The organism is Streptomyces sp. NPDC051172, from assembly GCF_040682555.1.
Taxonomy (GTDB): domain Bacteria; phylum Actinomycetota; class Actinomycetes; order Streptomycetales; family Streptomycetaceae; genus Streptomyces.
The window spans coordinates 6,324-25,975 of sequence record NZ_JBFBBE010000049.1 but is presented as its reverse complement, the minus strand read 5'-3'; the positions used below and the strand labels follow the sequence as shown (position 1 = coordinate 25,975).

Sequence of the window (19,652 nt, the reverse complement as noted above, 5' to 3'; positions counted from 1 at the left end):
GGGGCGTCGGGCAGGCCGGCAGGGGCATTTTTTGGCCATGCTGTGATGCATGTCACGACTCTGACGAGGGAATCGCTGGGGGCATGACAGATGACGCCATAGCGAGCGGGAAGTCGGGACCCTCCGACTCGGGGTTGACCGACGAAGAACGGCTTGCCCAGCTCGGCTACACGCAGGTCCTTGCCCGCCGCATGTCGGCGTTCTCCAACTACGCGGTCTCCTTCACGATCATCTCGGTCCTCTCCGGCTGCCTCACCCTCTATCTGTTCGGCATGAACACGGGCGGCCCGTCGGTGATCACCTGGGGCTGGGTCGCCGTAGGTCTGATGACGCTGTTCGTCGGCCTGTCGATGGCCGAGATCTGTTCGGCGTACCCGACCTCCGCGGGCCTGTACTTCTGGGCCCACCGACTCGCGCCCCCGCGTACGGCCGCCGCCTGGGCCTGGTTCACGGGCTGGTTCAACGTGCTGGGCCAGGTGGCGGTGACGGCGGGCATCGACTTCGGAGCCGCGTCCTTCCTGGGCGCCTACCTGAACCTGCAGTTCGACTTCCAGGTGACGCCGGGCCGGACGGTCCTGCTCTTCGCCGGGATCCTGGTGCTGCACGGCCTCCTGAACACCTTCGGCGTGAAGATCGTCGCGCTGCTCAACGACATCAGCGTCTGGTGGCACGTGCTCGGCGTCGGCGTCATCGTCGGCGCGCTGGCCTTCGTCCCGGACCACCACCAGTCAGCTTCCTTCGTGTTCACCAAGTTCGTGAACAACACGGGCTGGGGCAGCGGGGTGTACGTGGTGCTCCTCGGCCTGCTGATGGCGCAGTACACCTTCACCGGCTACGACGCCTCCGCCCATATGACGGAGGAGACGCACGACGCGTCGACGGCCGGCCCGAAGGGCATCGTCCAGTCCATCTGGACGTCGTGGATAGCGGGCTTCGTGCTGCTGCTCGGCTTCACGTTCGCCATCCAGTCCTACGACAAGGAGCTCGCCTCGCCCACAGGGGCGCCGCCGGCCCAGATCCTGCTGGACGCCCTGGGCGCCACGGCGGGCAAACTGCTTCTCCTGGTCGTCATCGGCGCCCAGTTGTTCTGCGGGATGGCCTCGGTCACGGCCAACAGCCGCATGATCTACGCCTTTTCACGCGACGGCGCGCTGCCCCTCTCGCACGTCTGGCACACGGTGAGCCCGCGGACCCGGACGCCCGTGGCCGCGGTATGGCTGGCGGTGGCCGGGGCGCTGGTGCTGGGGCTGCCGTATCTGATCAACGTGACGGCCTACGCGGCGGTGACGTCGATCGCCGTCATCGGCCTGTACATCGCGTACGTCATCCCGACGCTGCTGCGGGTGCGCAAGGGCGACGACTTCGTGCGGGGGCCGTGGCACCTGGGCCGCTGGTCGCGTCCGGTCGGCATCGTCTCGGTGGCGTGGGTGGGCGTGATCACGGTCCTCTTCATGCTGCCCCAGGTCTCGCCGGTCACCTGGGAGAGCTTCAACTACGCCCCGGTCGCCGTCCTGGTCGTCCTCGGCTTCGCGGCGGCATGGTGGGGCGCGTCGGCCCGGCACTGGTTCCTCAACCCGGGCCACGAACGCACGCTCGCCAGGGAGGCGTCCCGCGCGGCGGCCTCCGGGGGCGCTTCAGCAGACGCCCCCGAAAAGGTAGATCCCTGACACTCCGGCTGGATCTTCACCTCCGGCACGGCCGTGTCCCCGATACCCGATCGGAGACGCGGCCGTGTCCGGCTATGCTCGGGGAGGCAACATCGCCAGGGGCCCTTAGCTCAATTGGCAGAGCAGTGGACTTTTAATCCATTGGTTGTGGGTTCGAGTCCCACAGGGCCTACGGGTTGCAGGCGGAGGATATGCCCTCTGACCTGCTACGCAGCGCCTGAGTCGGCTTCGGTCGGCTTGGGCGCTGTGGCGTTTCCGGGGCTCTGCGTGAGCGATGCGTGAGCGGATGTTTGATCAGGGCCGCACGTTTGGTGGTGCTGACAAGATCTCGCGCCGGCGCGTCCGCGAGGCTTCGCAGCGACGCGGCGCCTCTCGCTCCGTGCTGCGGTAGCCGACGGATCGGCCGCAGCCGAAGCTAGCTAGCTCATCCGTCGTTTTCTCCGCGATGTCAGAGCGGTAGCCCACACCCTCCAAGCTGGTCTGCCATGACCGACGGCAGTCGACTCAACACCGAAGTTCAGTGGACTAGTGAGTGCGGGGCAGCGTAATCCCACGCCGCTCTAGGCTTGGGCACGTGCACGACGCTTAATCACGAGAGGGCTCCTGCTGATGGCCAAAGAGATCACCGGTGCTGTGACACGCTGGGACATCTCAGCGGCAGACCTGCCCGAGATGGTGCTGACTGCCCCCACGGGCGACCGCGTGCTTCTGCTCCCCGACTCGACCATCGACGGGATGGCTGTCTACCGGGACGATGTGGCCGGCTTGATCAAGACGCTGCGACATCGTGGCGTGGACATCGACTTCGCATGCGCGCGAGAAGACCGCCGCTATCTCAGTGAGTACGGCGCCACCGCGGTGGTGGCCACCATTGGCATCGCTGTCGCGACCACGCTCACCACCGATCTGGTCAAGAGCATCGTTCTGACTGCCTGGCAGCGGGCACGCTCCTCACTGGGGCCCAATTGCCCTGATGAGGAGATCGACGAGGCGAATGTGACGGTCAAGATCGCTGAGATCGTCCGGACCGAGAACGAAACGGCCATCCGGGGTCTGGAGATCACCAGCCGGCTGGCAGACATCGAGAGCCTCATCCAAGCGGTCGTGTTCGACCCGGCCCGTGCCGAGCTTCCTCCGGCAGACCCCGGCGATGCTGCTCCGGAGGACACCACCGAATGAGAGTCTCCGGCCTCGCCATTCGCACTGGGGTGCCTTTGCCCCCGGCATCAGGCCCTATGCGCGTGGCCATGTTGCACCAGGACGGTGTAACGGCCCTGCGAGAATCCATGCGTCTGTACGGGCAGTGCTGTCGCAGCATCTCCCTCACCTGGGGACTGCCCCTGGACCACCTTCCGTCCTGGGCATCGACGACAGAGGAAATCCACCGCCGCGGACTGTGGACGATGAGCGCACAACGGGACTTCCTTATCCGCGTGTGGTCGCAGGCTCGACGCCGACTGCGAGCCAACATCGCAGCACTCACCTCGCCGTCTCCGTGGTCTATCGGTCCACCCACCTCCGACCGGTGGAGCCACCGCCAGTACATGGCAATGGCGCGTTCGCTGCGAACACCGCACGACACGCGCCAGCCCACCGATCCGTGGCAGGACCTGGAAGCTGCGGCACGCACCTCTCTGGGCCGTGCCATCGACGCCTACAACTTCCTAGAGGACAGCGAGCTTTCCGAACTCGCCCACCGACACGCTCACCACGTCGCAGCTCTCGTAGGTGGGCTCTTCGACTGCAACATCGAGTACTCCGACGACACCTACTGGGACGTCTGCCGCCTCACGCTTATGCATAGAAGATGGGGCATGTCTGTCGGCTTCACTGCGACTCGAAATTGCTCCTTGTGCGGGCAGGACATCGATTACTGCCCGCACCTGCTCGATACCCGATACGACGTCACCGTGCGGCATGACGCTGACGGAGCGTGCAACGTTTGCGGTGCGCGTAGCTGTTCACACAGCGACGGTGAGACCGTCTCCGCCTTTCCGCGATCCGTCATGTCCGAGTTGCAGCTCCACGAAGTGAGTTGGGTGTCCCGGCCCAGAGATCCCTTGGCCCGCTTCACCAAGATTGAGTTGAGCCAGGAGGTACTCAGGCTCGGCTTGGGAGAAGACCCGACAGGGAGAGACATCTGTTGCTACCGGTGCCTTCATCCCTGCAGCGGTTTTAGCCACTTGCCGAACCAGGACGACGATCCTTCGCCTTGATCTTCCGCTTGCCGGCGCGGGGTACCAGCCTTACTGCGGCCTCGGCTATCTCGCGGTCCAGCTCAGGTAGCAAGCTCGTATACGTGTCCGAGGTCAGCGTGATGGTGGAGTGCCGCAGAGTCTCCTTCACGGCGTGGATGTCGCCGCCACCTCCGTGCGTGAGCGTTGCAGCGACGTGGCGCAGGTCCCGCAGAGTGATGGGCGGCAGGTCGGTCGTGGTGAGGATGCGGCGGAAGGTCTCGGAGACCGTTCCGGGGTGGAGCCACGAGCCGTCTTCCTTAGTGAAGACCTTGCCGGTGTCCTGCCAGGCTTCGCCCCACTTCGCGCGATCCTTCTCCTGGCGGGCTTTGTGGTCGCGCAGTTCGGAGATGGTCGTGCTGTCGAGCGCGATCGTGTTCGCGCTGCCGTCCGTCTTGGGTTCCGACTCGTAGGGGTCCCAGCCGTCCACCACGATCTCCTTGGCGGGAGTGATGAGGCCAGCCTCAAGGTCGATCTCGTGCCAGTCCTGACCGACCGCCTCGCCGCGACGGAGGCCGCGAGTACCCATGAGGTGGAAGATCGCGTACAGGCGGTCGCCTTCGGCTGCGTCGAGGAAGGCGCCGAACTGCTGCGGGGTCCACACCATCACGGGGCCGGGGACCTCGCCCGTCTCGCGCCAGCGCCGGACTCGTTCATCGGTCCAGAGGAGGGGCTTCGGGCGCTTGCCGGATTCCAACTCGACGTGGGACGCCGGGTTGAAGGTAATGAGCTGCTGCGCGATCGCGGAGTTCAGGGCCGCGCGCAGAGTGCGGCGGATCGCCTGACGGCTGGCCGGGCCGGTGATCTTCCGGAACGGCTTCATCTCGGCGAGCTTGGCTCGTTCGGCCGCGAGCAGCTTCCGCTCAGCTCCTACGGGGCGGCCGGGCTTACTCGGCTTGCAGCGGGCGATCTGCTCGCGGCGGGCCTCGTTCTCGGCCGCGATGACCTCGTTGTCGTCGGCGATCCCGTCGAACATCTCCACCAAGTGGCCGACGTTGAGGCGGTCGAGGCGTACGTGGCCGATGCGCGGCTTCAGGTGGACGCGGATGTGGGAGGCGTAGCCGTTGAGCGTGGTCTTGCGGCGCTTCTTCGCGGCGAACCACTGGTCGAGCCACTCGCCGACGGTGAGGCTGCCACGGAGGGCCAGGCCCGCCCTCAGGCGGCGTCGGGTCTCTTCGATGGCCGGGAGCGGGGCCTTCTCGATCGCGACTTCTTCCAGCATGTCGACGAGGCGCTGGAGGCTATCCGGGTCGTCCTTCTCTGCGAGGGCGAGCAGGGAGCGGAGGTGGTCGAGGTCGGCCTGCGCGTCCTTGAGGGACTCGTAGCCGGCGCGGCTGAAGGAGCGGCGGGTGCCGTCTTCTCGGGGCGGGAGTTCCTGGCGTATGGAGTACGAGCCGTGCTTGCGGCTGGAGAGCTTGGGGCACTTCTTGCCGAGCGGCTTGCCGGTGTGGGGGTCGCGGCAGTAGCAGCGGCGGTGGGTGGAACCCTTCAAAGATCGTTCTCCTCGGTGGTACTGGGGTCGGTCTCGGGTGGGTCGACGTCGGCGAGTTCCGGTGGCAGGTGCGGTGGGGTGCCGCCGTCTTCGCGGATGAAGGCACGGGCGCTGCGGAGCCGATACTTGGCTTCCAACGCCCTTTCTGCGTAGTCGGCTTGGGCGAGTACGGCTTCCTCGCGTTCTGCCCGGTTGGGTGCCGTCTCGGCCTTCCAGCGCTCGTGCTTCTCGCCCTTCAGGGCGGCCAGGGCGGCGCGCTGGTGGCGGACGTGGGCACGGAAGGAACGGAGCATGTCGTCTTCCAAGCCGAAGTCCTCGCTGTCACCGGTGAACCAGCGCATGGCATCCCAGGTCGGTTCGGAGTGCTGAAGGGGAAGGCGTTGGACTCGGTCGACGTAGCCGACGGGGTAGAGCAGGCAGATCGGGTAGGTCCGCAGGGCTTCGGCGAGGACGATGACGTCGACCAGGGGCAGGTTGGCTCGGCGGCCGGATTCCATGTTGGCGATCACGTTGCGCGGGATCGGGTGCCCGATCTCCTCACAGCGGTCCGCCAGGTCCTGGGCGCTCATCCCTAGCTCCTTCCTTCGTCTGCGGACTTCGGCGGCCACGGTGGCCATCACCTGGTCCACCCACTCCGGGACGTCGTCCTCGTCCCCTCCAGCATCCCAACCTTGTTGTGTCATGAGGACACATTAGCTTCCCTAACGTTGATTCCATGGCTTGGAGACGAGCGCGATTGCCGTGTTCGCCGAGGGCTCAGTCATGGATGGAGCGCGTATGCGCGAGAACGAACTCGCCGGCCGAGTGAAGGGCATGAGTCGAGAGGAGCTGCTGGAGCTTCCCGTCGCAGTTGACCTGGAGACGGGTAATCGGGCGCTGGGGCTCGGGCGGAGCAAGGGGTACGAGCTGGCGAAGCGCGGCCAGTACCCGTGCAAGGTGCTGCGGCTGGGCAACGCCTACCGGGTGGTGACCGCCGACCTGCTGGCTCTGCTGGGCCTGGCCGCGTGAGAGCGGGGAGTCATAGCAGCCCGTTCTGCGCTGAGCTGACACAGGAACGCTGGACTGTTGCCGGGTGTGGACGTACGGTCCGTGTTCCCTCGCGATGGCCTGGCGCCCGCGAGAAAGGGGTGGGCCCCCGGCGGTGCAACGCCGGAGGCCCGAGCAACCCCGAACGGCCCTGGAAGAACCAACCCGGCGGCAAGGGCGTGCGAGCCCGCCACCGCCAGACGAGGAGCTGCCGAGTGCAACCCGAGAACCCCGAGTCCTATTCCGCCCCAGCCCAGGCTGTCTGGCCTGCAGCGGCCATCCCCGGCCGACCCGTCGCCCACCTGCGCGCCGCGCAGGCTGACGGCGCCGACGAGGCGGAGACGCCGAGCGGCCTGGAGGCGATACCAGATGCGGAACCGACCCACGGCTCCAAGCTGCTGGATGAACTGCGGTCGCAGATCGCCCAGTTCGTGATCCCGCCCTCGCCGGAGGCCCTGGACGCGATCACCCTGTGGGTGGCGGCGACGCACCTACAGCCCGCGTGGCAGCACGCCCCGCGCCTGGCGGTGGTGGGCCCGGCGAAGCGGTGCGGCAAGTCGCGTCTCCTCGACGTGCTGACCGAGACGGTCCACGAACCGATGCTCACCATCAACACCACACCGGCGGCCATCTTCCGGTCGATCACCGAGGAGAACCCGCCCACGCTCCTGGTGGACGAGGCCGACACCATCTTCGGCACCCCGAAGATGGCCGAGAAGAACGAAGAGATGCGCGGCCTGCTCAACGCAGGCCACCAGCGCAACCGGTACGTCACCCGGGTCGTCGGCAACGACCACACCCCGCACCGCTTCGCTACGTTCGCCATGGCGGCCATCGCGGGGATCGGCGACCTGCCCGACACGGTCATGGACCGGGCAGTGGTGATCCGTATGCGGCGCCGGGCCGAAGGCGAGAAGGTCAAGCCGTTCCGGTCGCGGCGTGACATCCCGGCCCTGAATGAGCTGCGCGACCGTCTGCACGCGTGGGCCAGGCCGCTGCTGGACGAGGCCGCGGACCTGGAGCCGGACATGCCGGTCGAGGACCGCGCTGCGGACACCTGGGAACCTCTGGTCATCGTCGCCGACCTGGCCGGTGGCTGCTGGCCCCGGCTGGCGCGGGTTGCCTGTGCGCGGATGGTCGCCGCCGAAGAGGCGGCCGAGGAGGACCACCCCAGCGGTGCGCGGATCCTCGCCGACATCCGCCGGGTCTTCGTCGCCCAGCGCGAGGTGGACAGCCTGTCCACCGAGGAACTCCTCCACCACCTGCGCCAGGACCCCGAGGCGCCGTGGGCGGAATGGGGGCGCGGCGGGCTGGACGCCCGCGAACTGGGCAGGATGCTGCGCGCGTACGAGATCAAGTCCGGCAACGTGCGCATGGCCGACCGGACCCAGCGCAAGGGCTACATGCGCAACAAGTTCCTCGACGCCTGGCGCCGGTACTGCCCCGCCGTCCACCCCGTCGACGCCGACATCACTCGCGGCGAGGACTGAGGCCCTCTCCCGGTTGCCGTCCCTGCCGTCCCTGCCGTGATCTCGCAGGTCAAAGGGCATGCAGCCAAGACGGGAACCAGGGCCAAGACGGCACCGCGATCGACCATCGCAGTCCGCCGCCAAGACGCCGCCCTCATCCGTCTTGCGCCGTCCCCCGCCGTCCCCCGCCGTCCTGCCGTATCACCGCAGGTCACAGCCCCGCCCGCTGGGACGGACGACGCAACGCTTCTGTCCCGACTCGGGACACGGTCCATCCGCAACGAAGCCCTGCAGGACGCCCCTGCGTCGTGTTCCGACTCGGAACACGACGCAGGCGGCACCCGCCAGGACGGAGGGCCAAGGCGGTTGCCGTACCTGCTCTGACCTGCGCTTGCAACGGCCAAGACGGCAAAGACGCACCACACCACTACCCCAGGAGTACCTCGCTTGAGGATCCCTCTCATGTCTCGTAGCCCAGACCGTCCGCCGAGGGATGATCAGCCCGGTCTGGAGCAGCTGGCGAAGGCGAAGCTGCCTGCGGAGCAGTACGTGCTCCGTGCGGCCGGCATCGTCATCGCGGCCCTGACCGCAGGTGCGTTCTGGCTCTCCTACGCACACCTGGCCGAGGTCGCCGCCCAGCACGGACTCCGTGACTCGCCGACCCGCCGATGGGCGTGGCCCGCGACGCTGGACGCGTTCATCGTCGCGGGCGAGCTGCTCATGCTCCGTGCGGGCCTGCGCCGTGTCACCGACAAATGGGCCATCAGCGTCACCGCCATCGGATCGGTCGGCTCCATCGGGCTCAACGTGGCCGGGGTGACGGGCACGCGCGAAGTCAGCAGCGTGCCGCTGCTCGACTACGTGGTCGCCGCGGTTCCCCCGGCCGCCGCGATGGTGGCCTTCGGCGTGCTGATGCGGCAGATCCACGAACTCGTCGCACAGCCTGCTGTCGACCGTTCGGCCCCCGATTCAGCGCAGGTGCCGCAACCACCGTCCACCCCATCCGTCCACCCCGCCGGGGCGCCGGCCACCGCAGTTGACCCGTCTGTCGAGGTTCCGGCCGAGGGCGTCCGGCCTGCCGGCCTACTGGTTCAGCCCGGTCGGACCACCGAGCCGCCGACCGCCGCATCCGTCCAGCCGCCGGAATCGCCCGCCGATGCCGCAGCAGGCAAGCCGCGCGGTGGGCGTCCGCCCGGCGCCCCGCTTGAGGTACTCGTGGAGATCGGCCGGGCTGCAGCCGCTGAGCAGGGCAAGCTCACCCGGACGGTCGTCCGTACGGCAGTTGAGGACAAAGGGCTGACGATCGGCAGCAAGCGGCTGACCGACGTGATGGACATCCTCCGGGCCGAACCCGAAGCCCCAGCCGAGACCGACCGGCCCGGCGACTGACCGGAACCGCCACCGGATGACCGGAACCCTTCCGGTCATCCGGCCCGCCGATTACCGCCCCGCGCAACGCACAAACGTCCACACCTGTGGACGAGGCGGCAGCCGCCCGAACTCCACCTGATCTCTGCGGTGACCCGCACGCCCTCCCACCTCTTCTCCGGAGAACCGTCCATGACGCACGACCCGCTCCACTCCGAGGACACGCCCGACGAGCTGCCGACGCTGACGAAGTCCCCTACGCGGATGGACCGTTGGCGCCGCGCGTTCGGACGGGCCGCCCCGGGCGGAGCCAGTAGTACCCCGAGTCCGACTCACAGCCGGTCTTCGGGGGTCTCCGCCCCGGGGGTGGCGGAGGAGGCCCAGCGCCAGGGGGCGCCGGGCCAGGACGTCGGGACCGAGGGCAGCCCCGACGAGGACACGCTCCGCACCGTCCAGCGCGAGACCTTGCGTCCCGTACGTGCCACCGACACCGCCGAGAGCGTCGGCGGTGAGCCCGTCGTGAAGAGCGTCCAGCCCACGATCCGCCGCTTCACCGGAGACAAACGCAAGGAGCGTGTCGGCCCCCTGCGCTTCACGACCGATCAGCTCGCCCTCCTCCAGGAGGCCACTGCCGAGCACGGCTACAAGGGCGAGGGCGGCTTCGCCGCCGACGTGGTCGTCGCCTTCATCACCGGTCGGTTCACCGCCAACCTGCCCCTGTCCGAGGACCGCCGCCGCACCCACCACTTCCGCGCCCAGGTCCTGCGCCAGCTCAACCGGATCGGCGTCAACGTCAACCAGATCGCCCGCGCCCTCAACAGCGACCACACCCCACCCGACATCCGCCAACGCCTCACCGAACTCCACGACCTGCTGGAGCTGATCGCCGAGGCCCTCCGTCAGCCCGCCGCCCCGGAGACGGAGGCAGCCGCGTGATCGCCGCCATCAAACCGGCCGGGGCCAATACCCGCGGCCTGCTCGCCTACCTCTACGGCCCTGGCCGCCACGACGAACACCTCGACCCGCACATTGTGGCCGGGTTCGCCATGTTCGGCATGCCTGACCCCGGCCGTGACGAGAACGCCACCCTCACCGAACTCGCCCGTTACCTCGATGCCCCCGTGCTGCTGCGCAACAGCGAGTTCGGCCAGAAGGTCACCGACCACGTCTGGCACTGCCCCGTGCGCGCAGCGCCCGAGGACCGCTACCTCTCCGACGCCGAGTGGGGCGAGATCGCCCAGCGCATCGTCCAGGCCGCCGGCATCGCTCCGCCCGGTGACGACCTGGCCTGTCGTTGGATTGCCGTACGTCACGCCGACGACCACATCCACATCCTGGCCACCACGGTCCGCGAGGACGGCCGCCGCCCCAAGCTCCACGACAGCGGCCTGCGCGTCGGTGATGCCTGCCGTGAGATCGAGAATGACTACGGGTTGCGTCGGCTGAAGAAGGGGGACCGTACCGGTGCCCGTCGGCCCACGCAGGCCGAGATGCACAAGGCCGAACGCCTCGGCTGGGAACAGCCCAGCCCTGCATGGCTCCAGGACCGTATCCGCGCCGCCATCCCGCACGTGACCAACGCCGAGGAATTCATCGCCTACCTCGAAGCCAGCGGCGTCGAGGTCCAGGTCCGGCGCGGCCCGTCAGGCGACCTCCTCGGCTACGCCGCCGGCCGACCTGGCGACGTCAACGAGGCCGGCGAGCAGATCTACCACCCCGGAAGCAAGATCTCCCCCGACCTCTCCCTGCCCAAGATCACGGCCCGCCTCGAATCCAGCCGGCCCGAGGAACACCCCACCGCCCGCCGCAACCACCCCAGCACCCCCTGGCACCAAGCGACCGACGCCCTCGACACCCTCCACACCGACCTCGCCGACGACACCCACGCCCAGGCCCACATCACCGCCCTCGGTGAACTGCTCGAAGCCACCGCCCAGAAGGCACCCGCCAACCTGCGCACCGAACTCCAGGCCGCCGCCAAGGCGTTCGCCCGAGCCCAGCGCTCCCAGATCCGAGCCGAAGACCGCGCCGCCCACGCCCTGCGCAGCGCGGCCCGCGACATCGTCCACACCGCCACCGGCCCCGACGGCAGCGCGCTGGCATCCATGGTCGCAGCCCTCGTCTGGGCCGCCATCGTCGCCAGGCGCTGGCACGAAGCGAAGAACCACGCCCACCAGGCTGACGCCGCCCGCCAGGCCGTCCAGCACCTCCAGATGGCCGCCGACCGTGCCCTTGCTCCGACTCTCGCCGAACTCACAGCCCGACCGCCCAGGGAGCAAACCCGCCGCGTTCTCGCGAACGACGTACGAGCAGCCGTCCCCGACCACGCCGAGTGCATCCTCGCCGACCCGGTCTGGCCGGCACTTGCCACCGTCCTCGCCGACGCCGAAGCCCGCGGCCACCAACCCCACCAGCTCCTCAAGGAGGCTGCTGCCCAGCGCGAGTTGACCAGCGCCCGCCAACCTGCCCGGGTGCTGATCACCCGTATTCAGTACACCGGCCGGAACCCTGCCCCGAACCGCCGCGCTGAAGCTGCCCGCCGACGCTCGACCATCACACCCTCGGTCCGCGTCCAGCAGATCCAAAACGGTGAGACTCCATCGACGACTACGACGCCTGCCGAACAGCAGCACCGACGGCGCCGTTAGACACCGTCAGAGCCGCAGGGGTTGCGTTCCTCCGGGATCGGAGGAACGTGCGAGGCTTTCCCGGATCACGCGATCACTGGCGCGCAGAGCCGCCGTCAGTTCTCCTCGCAGCTCGTCCGGGAGGGCCCCTGAGCCGAGGGCGCAGGCGCGCACCAGCGCGCGACAGTTCTGCACTTGCCGGTCCGTGGCGATCTCGGTGTACAGAGGGTGAGCCAAGATTTCGCGGGCCGCATAGCCGTCTTCGGTGTCCGTCGTCCTGCGGTGGAGGTCCTCGACGATGCTGTGCGCGGTGAGCGCCTCGGCGGAACCGATCGCGTCGAGGACCGTAAGTCCGAGCCGGGTGTCGAAGACGATCATCCCGGGTTCGGTCTTCCGTCCGGAGTAGACCGTCACCAGGTCCGCCAGGTGCCCGTCGATCGGCTGCCCGGCGTCTCGGCGGCATAGGACGGTCAGGCATGTCGTGACGGCTTGTTCCCATGGGGCGCCGGGCATCGTGTCGGCAAGGAGGGCAGCGGCCCACGCGGTGTCACCCGCAACGAGAGCGGCGAGGACGGCGACCTGCCGACCGTCGAGCATCCGCTTTCCGATGCCATGGTGGGCCTCGATGTGCGCCAGCGCTTCGGCCCATCGTCCCTCGGTGGTGAGGGTGCGCGTGCCGTCTGCGAGGAGGACGCGCCACAGCCACGCGCGAACCTCCTGGCGGTCTTCGCCGGTCGCAGTGAGGTTCGAGGGGACGGTGACGTGCTCGAACCGGGCGGCTGCGCCTGCCTCGACGGCCTTGTACAGGTTGAGGAGTCGCTGCCGACCCTCATCGGCGTGACCGGCGCGGATCTGGAGGCGAGCGAGGTTGACGACCGGTTCCAGTCCTCGGATCGCGCTCATGCCGGGCAGGGGGCAGGCGTGGAGGTAGGCGGCGGCGTGCTGGTGGCACATCTCGCGGGCGAGGTCGGGGAGGCCGAGGTCGGAGGCGATGAGCGCGGCTTGGTTGTAGACGGCCGATGCGAGCCCCTGGTCAGTCTCTTTCGCCGCGGTGTCGGCCAGGTCGGCGAGTGCGCGTACGCGTTCAGGCAGGGGCAGGCAGGCGGGTCGGAATCGGGCGACGAGCGGGAAGCGCTGGGCTGTGGAGCCGTGTGGGTCCATGGATCCCCCTTGTCGAGAGTGAGGAATGCTGAGGCGGCGGTGCCCGCCAGCCATGTGGCGACGGGCACCGTCCGCTACGCGTGGGGCGTCACTGCCAGTCGACGATGATGCGGTTCAGCGGGGTGTCGAGAGCGAAGAGGCCGGGGCGCCGCTCGATGCTGGGGGCGTCGAGGGGCTGGATTTCGAATGTGGCTTCGTGGCTGCGGTATTCGCGGTCCCAGGTGCGGATGGCGTCGGCGACCTTCGCGGCCAGTTCGTCGCTGCCGGGACCGTGGCCGATGACGCCGAACTCCCAGAGCTTGCCGCCCTCGGGGGTCCTCTTCTCCGACAGCCGCCGCGCCAGGTAGGTGACGGCGCCCTTGTCGACGACGGCGGTCGACGAGGGGTAGGGATCCTCGGTGAGCAGAGTGCCCTTGGTGCTCTGAGGGAACAGCATCCGGATCAGGCCGGAGGGCAGGGAGCAGGTGAGGAACAGTTCCATCCACTCCGGCGATTCCATGGCGCGGACCGTCATGCCGGTCCACTCCTCGGTGCGCGGCTGGTCAAGTACACCTGCGAGGGCGTCGGCGTCGATGTTGAGTCCGGCGGGGGCCTGGAGTCGTACGGTGCCGTCCGTGCTGAGCGGGATCACTCGGCGGTCGTCGTCGGCGATGCCCCGCCGAAGCGGCATGAAGGTGTTCATCTCGCTGCCGAGGGACACCCACCGCCCGTCACGCTGCTCGTAGGCAATGGAGCGGGACACCGTGCCCTTGAGGCGCTGGGGGACGAGAAGCCGACCGCCGGGGGCAAGCTGCTGCAGCCAGGCGTGCGGCACACCGTGCGCGCCCACGGTGGCGATGATCCGGTCGTACGGCGCTGCTTCGGCGTAGCCGAGCGCCCCGTCGCGGGTCACGGCCTGGACGTTGGTGATCCCGGCGGCGGCGAGGTGCGTGCGGGCGCCTTCCACGAGGTCTTCGTCGACGTCGAGGGTGGTCACGTGTCCGTTCTCGCCGACCAGGTGGGCGAGTAGACCGGCGTTGTAGCCAGTGCCGGCGCCGAGTTCGAGGATGCGCTCGCCGGGCTGGGCTTCGAGCTGGTCCAGCATGAGGGCGACGACGCCTGGTTGGGAGGCGCAGGAGATGGACGTGCCGTCGGTGTCGTATTTGATGTGCACTGGTGCGTTGGCGTAGGCGTCTTCGAGGGACGCGTCGGGCACGAACACGTGGCGGGGTACGGTCCGCAACGCGGTCTCGACGGCGGGCGTGCGGGCGTGTCCGTCCACGCGGAGCTGGTCGACCAGGGCGTTGCGGAGGCGCTCGGCGTCCACCGTGGGGGTCGTGATCGTGTCGGTGTTCACCGCGCTGACGCTAGCGGCGTCGGTCGTTGCCTCGGTGGACGGTTCGGTGTGGTCACTCGTTCCCATGACTACCTCTCGTGCGATGTGGGACAGGGCGCTTTGGTCGTCCTGGAGGAGACCGGCGCGGTTGGCGTGGAAGATCAGGTGGTGGGCGATGACGGCTCGCAGGCCGCGGGTGAGGGCGCCGCGGGCTGCGAGGTCGGCGAGCGTGGCGCCGGCCTGTTCGAAGGCGGTCACCCATTCCTCGTGAGCGGGGAGTGGGCCATCCGGGCGGCAGAGGCTGTGGGCGTCGGCGGTCATGAGCTTGCGCATGGCCGGAGCCAGTGCGGCGGCTCGTTCGGGCGGTTGTGGAGCGGTGGCCGGTCGAAGGGCCGCGACCTTCGCCCATACGTCGCCCTGTTCGAACCAGTCGAGTCCCGCGCCGCGCATCATGGCGCTCGCCAGCAGGACGGCGGTCTCCCTGCGTCCCAAGTGCATCGGGCTCGGCTGGTAGGTGAGCAGGTGGCGGGAGTCCCTGTGGAACAGTTCGTGGGCTGCGTCCATGGCCTCCGGGCCGCCGAACGCGTCGGTCTCGGGCTCGTAGACGCAGGGCAGGCACGACACGGCCACGCCGTCGCCGACTAGATCGCTCAAGAGCGACTCAATGGCTGGTGAGGGCTTGTCCGCGAGGTAACGCAGCGGCCAGGGTTGCTTGTTCATGAACCACCAGCCGGTGAGCTGCCCGTCGGCCTCGGCCTCGATCAGGGTGGGGCCGAGGCGTTCGGCGATGGTGCGCCGGGCGATCTCGCGGTCGACGAAGGTGATGTTGTGCTGCTGCCAGCGGTCGGGAGGCATTGAGGTCCTTCGGTCGGTGGATCAAGCGATGAGGAGGCAGGCGTCCCAGGCGGACCGGGGTGGTGTGGCGGTGCTGGGCGCGAGGAGGGCCAGGGCTATGCCGGCGGCGCCGTCGAGTAGGCCGGGGCCGCTTTCCTCGTCCTGGATGAGCGCCATGGCCGTGAGTTCGCGGTCGGAGCCCGGTGGGATGACCGCAGCCAGGAGAGCCGGGATCGCGGCGCGGAGTTTCTCCGCGGTCGAGGGGCGGGCGTCGTCGGCCGTACGCGCGGCGACGTGGGCGAGGCCGGCGAACCCGTGGCAGAGGCCGGTGTCCGTCGTGGCCTTCAACTGCTCCGGGTCGGTAAGAGCGGCCACGAGTGCGTTCTCCGCGGCAATCTGGCGGCGGGTGTCGCCGAGGGCAAGCGCGGCAAGTTGCTCGGCGCGGGCGAGGCCGGCGGTGCCGTAGCACCAGGATGGCCGCCGGGGCGCGGACGGGGCGAGACGCCCGCTTCGCAGCTCTCCCTGAGTGACCCAGTACGGCCAGCCCGGTCCGCCTTCAGCCTCCCCCTTCCAGCGGTCCAGCCAGGCCAGGATGGTGCGTAGTGCTGCGTGGTACCCATCGGTGACGGAGCCGTTCCGAGCGGCAAGGGCCAGGAGCGCGAGCACGCCGCCGATGCCGTGCGCCATACCGGTGTTGGCGTGCCCGCCGGGGAATCGGTCGTCCGGGCTGCCCGAGGGCCCGGTCTCCGTCCACCAGCCCAGAAGGCTCTCGCCGTGGTGGGGGATCGGTTCGGTGAGGCGTACGCAGTAATCGAGAACGGCGCGCATCGTGGAGCTGCCGGGGTTGCGGCGTAGTAGGTAGGCGCCGTATCCGGTGAGGCCCCGGATGGTGTCGAACTCGGCGAGTTGCGGCAGGCGTCCGGCGTTGATGCGGCGGTGTGCGGCTTCGAGACGGCGCTCGACGTCGACTGCGACCTGGGCGTCTATCGCGTCGAGGGCGCGCTGGTAGGAGCCGGGAAGGTGGTCGGCCGCACAGGTCAGGGCGTGGGCGAAGGCGGGCACTCCGTAGAAGGGGTGGCTGTCTGGGCCGCTGGTGAGCGGTTGCCGGGAGGCGGCGGCGAGCCAGTCGTGGGCGCGGTGCCACGGGCTGAGGCCGTTCGCGGCCAGCTCGATGTGCAGGAGCGCGATGCCGGGCGGGCCGTAGGCAAGATGCTGCCGGTCCGAGGACAGCGTCCTCGGACCGAGGGCCACGGTGTCGGGGTTGGCGAGGTGGGCGGCGATGGCCTCGACCAGGCCGAGCGCGGGGTGGGTGGTCACGAGGCCCTCCCCCTGGTGCGAGCCGTCCAAGCCAGGGCGGCGGCGCGTGCCAGGTAGAGGCATACCTCCTCCTCCGGGAAGTTCACGGCGACGTGACGTACGAAGTGGACGTGCAGCAGGGAGGTCAGGACGTCGTCGAGGGCGATGCCTTGGGTGTCCGGGCCGGGCAGGTGCGGCCGGTACGCGGCGAGTGCCGCTTCCCGGTCGGCCCATCCGGACACGATGGCGTCTCCGCCTGGGACACTGCGCAGGGCCGACCAGTCGTCGCGCGGGTCGGCGAGCCGTACGGCCTGGGTGAACTGCGGGCGTGGAACGGCCACCGGTGCGGTCGGCGGGACATGGTCGATCAGCCACCGCATCCCAGCCTCGGTGGTGCCGAGGAAGGCGGAGGTGATAGCGACCGTGTGGGCCGCCACCAGCGTCCGCTGGCCCGGACGGTGTGACTGGGCAAGTTGGGCCAGGACGGCGCGCGAGTCCGCCCGGAACACCTCCTCGGCCGCCTCCCATGCGGCGCCGGAGCCCCAGCGGCCCATCTCGCGGTAGGAGGTGGGATAGCGCAGGTCGGCCAGCAGGCCGATGCTTCGTAGCTCGTCGGCCCAGGCGCTCACCGTTCGAGCCGTGTCGGCGAAGGCTTGCGGGCCGGGGAGGGCGATGCGTACGCGGAGGTGCTGGTCCGGGTCTCGGAAGCGGATGAACCACCACGGCGGGTTGCCGAGCTGTTCGAGGAGACCGGGCAAGTACCGGGAGACCAAGACGTCTTGGCGGCGGGGGTCGCCGTAGAGGGCGGCCAGAAGAACCGAGGAAGAGGCAGGCGTCTGCATCTGGTCCGCAGACAGGGCACGGGCCCGGCTGGGGGCTGGCAGTGGCGGCCATGGCGACGGCCTGGTTGCTTTGAGTGGCACCACGACCTCATGGGCTCGCCCGCCGCACCAGCCATACGCATCTGGTTCCGGGGCCTCGACGAGTACGGCCAGGCGCGTACGGTCCAGGTGTCGGCGCAGGAGCGCACGGTGGCCGGCCTCGTCGAGGTCGAGGAAGAGGCGCCGGTCGTCCTCTACGAGATGGACGCGGCGCTGCAGCCTCCGCCGGGCACGCCAGTCGCTGAGAGCGGCGTCCCACTCAGCCCGAGGACGGGCATGGCCGGGCAGTTCGGACGCTTCCAGCCGCCAGCGTGCCGGGGCCAGCACGGTCTGGCCGTACCGCAGACGTGGAAGGAACGGCATCGCGGTTGCGGCGCCCCAGTCGAAGACGGTTACCTGCGCGCACTGGGCGCGGGACAGTTCGGTGAGGAACCGCACCAGTGGTGGTGTGTGGGTGCGGAGGTTCAGCGCGTGCATCCCGACGGCCTCCACGCGGTGGCCTCGCTCAGGGACGGCGAGGTACATGCGGCGGCCGTCGCACCCCACAGCCAAGTCCTCCGGGGTCAGGACGGTGTCCTGCGGGGCGCGGTGCTCCTGAAGGCTGATCACGGTGGGTAGCACCTGCGGGGAGCGGGTGACGTGGGCGCTCTCGGGGAGCAGGGACGGGAAAGAAAGCTGCGCGGGCATGGTGTTGCCGTCTGAGGCTGGGAGGTCGGCAAGCTCTGTGACCAGGGCATCCCGGTCGGCGGGGGCCAACACGCTGAGGAATCGGCCCGTGGAGACGCCGGCGCCACGGGACACGTTCACGACCTCCAGCCGGAACCGCCCGCGCTGCAAATCCTCCAGGCTGGCCGCATGCACCCGCACCCCGATCTCCAAGTGCGGCGGCAGCCGAGGCTCGTCGGGACCCACGTCCAGGGCCTCAATCTGTTCGTCCGTGAGGATCACTTCGTCACGACCGTCGAGCGCGGCGGCCTGCGCCAGACGTACGAGGGCGTCATCCCGAGCGGAGACGCGGGGCCTGCGCACGCTGGCCGGAGCGCCCGGGTAGCCGTCGGGATAGCCGGTGCCGCTGTCCGCGACGACCTCCGCGAGCGGCACCATCGTGCCGATGCCGTACCGCTCGTAGAACCGCTGGTGGTACGCGTTCCAGGCGGCGGTCCCGTACGGGCGGATGCTCAAGCGGGTCAGGATGAGAGCGGCCCGCTCGATCTCTTGGGCGACCGCTTCCGGCAAAACGATCTGGGCGTCCAGGCGGAGATCGAGCGCGACGGGGTGGCGACGCAGGCCAGGGACGAGGTCTCGCATCCGCGCCGCGACGCTGTCCCGGCCGCCGTGCGTGGCGCACTCCTCCAGGCCCGCCCGGACCGCGTGGAGTTCGCGTACTGTCTCCGCGACCGGGGCGAGGCTTCCAGCGTCGATCACGTCGAGCTGGCTCACCAGATACCCGAGGGCATCGGTCTCGGTGCTCGGAGCGTGCAGGCCCGTGATCAGCACCCGCCGCCAGATCAGCTCCGCCAGCAGTTGACGCACCTTCTCGGGACCGGCCTCGGGGAACTCCGCCTGGAGCTTTTCCACGAGGATGCCGAACCGGATCGGTAGTCGGCCCGCGGCAAGGACGGCGCGCACCGGTTCGGTCAGGGCCAGGGATGCCTCGACCGTGCGAGTCCGGTCGTCCTGGACGTCGGACTGGAACGGCACGACGAGCCGGTCTCCCCGGTACGTCACGGTGTTGTTGACGACAACGGGTAGCCGTTCGAGGAGGTCTGGGCACGACTCCAGCCGTTCAACCACGGCAGCCAGCCACTCTGCCCCCGCGCGGCCGACGGCCACGTGCTCCTCGCTCCAGTCGGCCCGGGCCTGCGGGCCGAACTCGGCGGTGGCCACGCCGGCGAACAGGCCGAAGGGTGTCGCACGGTGCTGTGCCCGCAGGAGGTAGCGGGACACGGACATCGCTGCGCGCTGCACATCACGGAGGGCGGGATGCTCAGCCGTGCACAGGGCCCGTACTTGCGCGGCCAGGACAGGGCTGGAGTGCCGGAGTGCCTCGGCGACGTCCTTGTTCGCCCAGACCGCGCGTAGCCACGCCACGCGGGCAGATGAACCACTGTGCGAGCGGTCATCGAGGTCAGGGCATGGCGGGAACGGCAGCGAGGGCCGGGCCACAGCGCGCACGAGAGCGGTGGAACCGGTGCGGAACGCTGCAGGCGAAGCAACCACCAAGTACCTCCGTAGGTGAGGGGGCGGGCGCTGGTGCCGCCGCGCGGGGGGGCGGGGGCCCC

13 protein-coding genes and 1 tRNA gene are annotated in these 19,652 nt (G+C 69.4%); 8 read left to right on the top strand and 6 right to left on the bottom strand.

The annotated features are described in order from the left end of the window. The first annotated feature begins 83 nt into the window (after window positions 1-83). The 3 genes from AB0N07_RS27050 to AB0N07_RS27040 all read left to right on the top strand — a co-directional run bounded on the left by AB0N07_RS27050 (window position 84) and on the right by AB0N07_RS27040 (window position 2,846). Entirely contained in the window at window positions 84-1,667 is a 1,584-nt protein-coding gene (locus AB0N07_RS27050; RefSeq protein WP_365839336.1) for an amino acid permease, read from the top strand. A gap of 99 nt (window positions 1,668-1,766) precedes the next feature. Then, a tRNA-Lys gene (locus tag AB0N07_RS27045) sits at window positions 1,767-1,839 on the top strand. Between the two features lie 437 nt (window positions 1,840-2,276). Next, complete coding sequence (locus AB0N07_RS27040; RefSeq protein WP_365839334.1) at window positions 2,277-2,846, top strand: hypothetical protein; 570 nt, start codon at window positions 2,277-2,279, stop codon at window positions 2,844-2,846. Between the two features lie 996 nt (window positions 2,847-3,842). On the opposite strand, the gene AB0N07_RS27035 is transcribed toward AB0N07_RS27040, so the two are convergent. Next, on the bottom strand, window positions 3,843-5,393 hold the full coding sequence (locus AB0N07_RS27035; protein WP_365839333.1) for a site-specific integrase: 1,551 nt from the start codon (window positions 5,391-5,393) through the stop codon (window positions 3,843-3,845). Continuing rightward, window positions 5,390-6,076, bottom strand: a complete 687-nt coding sequence (locus AB0N07_RS27030) for a helix-turn-helix transcriptional regulator (protein WP_365116243.1) — start codon at window positions 6,074-6,076, stop codon at window positions 5,390-5,392. The genes AB0N07_RS27035 and AB0N07_RS27030 overlap by 4 nt, the downstream gene beginning before the upstream one ends. Window positions 6,077-6,170: 94 nt before the next feature. On the opposite strand from AB0N07_RS27030, the gene AB0N07_RS27025 reads away from it, so the two are divergent. The 5 genes from AB0N07_RS27025 (at window position 6,171) to AB0N07_RS27005 (ending at window position 11,904) form a co-directional block, all read left to right on the top strand. Beyond that, window positions 6,171-6,401 carry a hypothetical protein gene (locus AB0N07_RS27025; RefSeq protein ID WP_365839331.1) on the top strand — a complete coding sequence of 77 codons (231 nt, stop codon included), beginning with the start codon at window positions 6,171-6,173 and terminating at the stop codon, window positions 6,399-6,401. Between the two features lie 233 nt (window positions 6,402-6,634). Continuing rightward, window positions 6,635-7,909 carry a DUF3631 domain-containing protein gene (locus AB0N07_RS27020; RefSeq protein WP_365839329.1) on the top strand — a complete coding sequence of 425 codons (1,275 nt, stop codon included), beginning with the start codon at window positions 6,635-6,637 and terminating at the stop codon, window positions 7,907-7,909. Between the two features lie 441 nt (window positions 7,910-8,350). Next, on the top strand, window positions 8,351-9,277 hold the full coding sequence (locus AB0N07_RS27015) for a DUF2637 domain-containing protein (protein ID WP_365839327.1): 927 nt from the start codon (window positions 8,351-8,353) through the stop codon (window positions 9,275-9,277). A 171-nt stretch (window positions 9,278-9,448) separates the two neighbouring features. Next, window positions 9,449-10,192 carry a MobC family plasmid mobilization relaxosome protein gene (locus AB0N07_RS27010; protein ID WP_365839325.1) on the top strand — a complete coding sequence of 248 codons (744 nt, stop codon included), beginning with the start codon at window positions 9,449-9,451 and terminating at the stop codon, window positions 10,190-10,192. Continuing rightward, window positions 10,189-11,904, top strand: a complete 1,716-nt coding sequence (locus tag AB0N07_RS27005) for a relaxase/mobilization nuclease domain-containing protein (RefSeq protein WP_365839323.1) — start codon at window positions 10,189-10,191, stop codon at window positions 11,902-11,904. Before AB0N07_RS27010 ends, AB0N07_RS27005 begins: the two co-directional genes overlap by 4 nt. 6 nt (window positions 11,905-11,910) lie before the next feature. Here AB0N07_RS27005 and AB0N07_RS27000 read toward each other — a convergent pair whose 3' ends face one another. From AB0N07_RS27000 to AB0N07_RS26985, 4 genes are all read right to left on the bottom strand, one after another. Then, window positions 11,911-13,044, bottom strand: a complete 1,134-nt coding sequence (locus AB0N07_RS27000; RefSeq protein WP_365839321.1) for a hypothetical protein — start codon at window positions 13,042-13,044, stop codon at window positions 11,911-11,913. Between the two features lie 88 nt (window positions 13,045-13,132). After that, window positions 13,133-15,214 (bottom strand): methyltransferase, FxLD system, encoded by a 2,082-nt coding sequence (gene fxlM, locus AB0N07_RS26995; RefSeq protein WP_365839319.1) that lies wholly within the window; start codon window positions 15,212-15,214, stop codon window positions 13,133-13,135. A 21-nt stretch (window positions 15,215-15,235) separates the two neighbouring features. After that, entirely contained in the window at window positions 15,236-16,510 is a 1,275-nt protein-coding gene (locus AB0N07_RS26990) for a lanthionine synthetase C family protein (RefSeq protein ID WP_365839318.1), read from the bottom strand. Then, window positions 16,507-19,461, bottom strand: a complete 2,955-nt coding sequence (locus AB0N07_RS26985) for a lantibiotic dehydratase (RefSeq protein ID WP_365839316.1) — start codon at window positions 19,459-19,461, stop codon at window positions 16,507-16,509. The genes AB0N07_RS26990 and AB0N07_RS26985 overlap by 4 nt, the downstream gene beginning before the upstream one ends. Window positions 19,462-19,652: the final 191 nt, after the last annotated feature.

Coding starts and splice junctions, on each gene's coding strand:
- AB0N07_RS27040 (WP_365839334.1), top strand. CDS start 2,277: ATGGCCAAAGAGATCACCGGTGCTGTGACACGCTGGGACATCTCAGCG.
- AB0N07_RS27030 (WP_365116243.1), bottom strand. CDS start 6,076: ATGACACAACAAGGTTGGGATGCTGGAGGGGACGAGGACGACGTCCCG.
- AB0N07_RS27000 (WP_365839321.1), bottom strand. CDS start 13,044: ATGGACCCACACGGCTCCACAGCCCAGCGCTTCCCGCTCGTCGCCCGA.
- AB0N07_RS27050 (WP_365839336.1), top strand. CDS start 84: ATGACAGATGACGCCATAGCGAGCGGGAAGTCGGGACCCTCCGACTCG.
- AB0N07_RS27010 (WP_365839325.1), top strand. CDS start 9,449: ATGACGCACGACCCGCTCCACTCCGAGGACACGCCCGACGAGCTGCCG.
- fxlM (WP_365839319.1), bottom strand. CDS start 15,214: ATGCCTCCCGACCGCTGGCAGCAGCACAACATCACCTTCGTCGACCGC.
- AB0N07_RS27025 (WP_365839331.1), top strand. CDS start 6,171: ATGCGCGAGAACGAACTCGCCGGCCGAGTGAAGGGCATGAGTCGAGAG.
- AB0N07_RS27015 (WP_365839327.1), top strand. CDS start 8,351: ATGTCTCGTAGCCCAGACCGTCCGCCGAGGGATGATCAGCCCGGTCTG.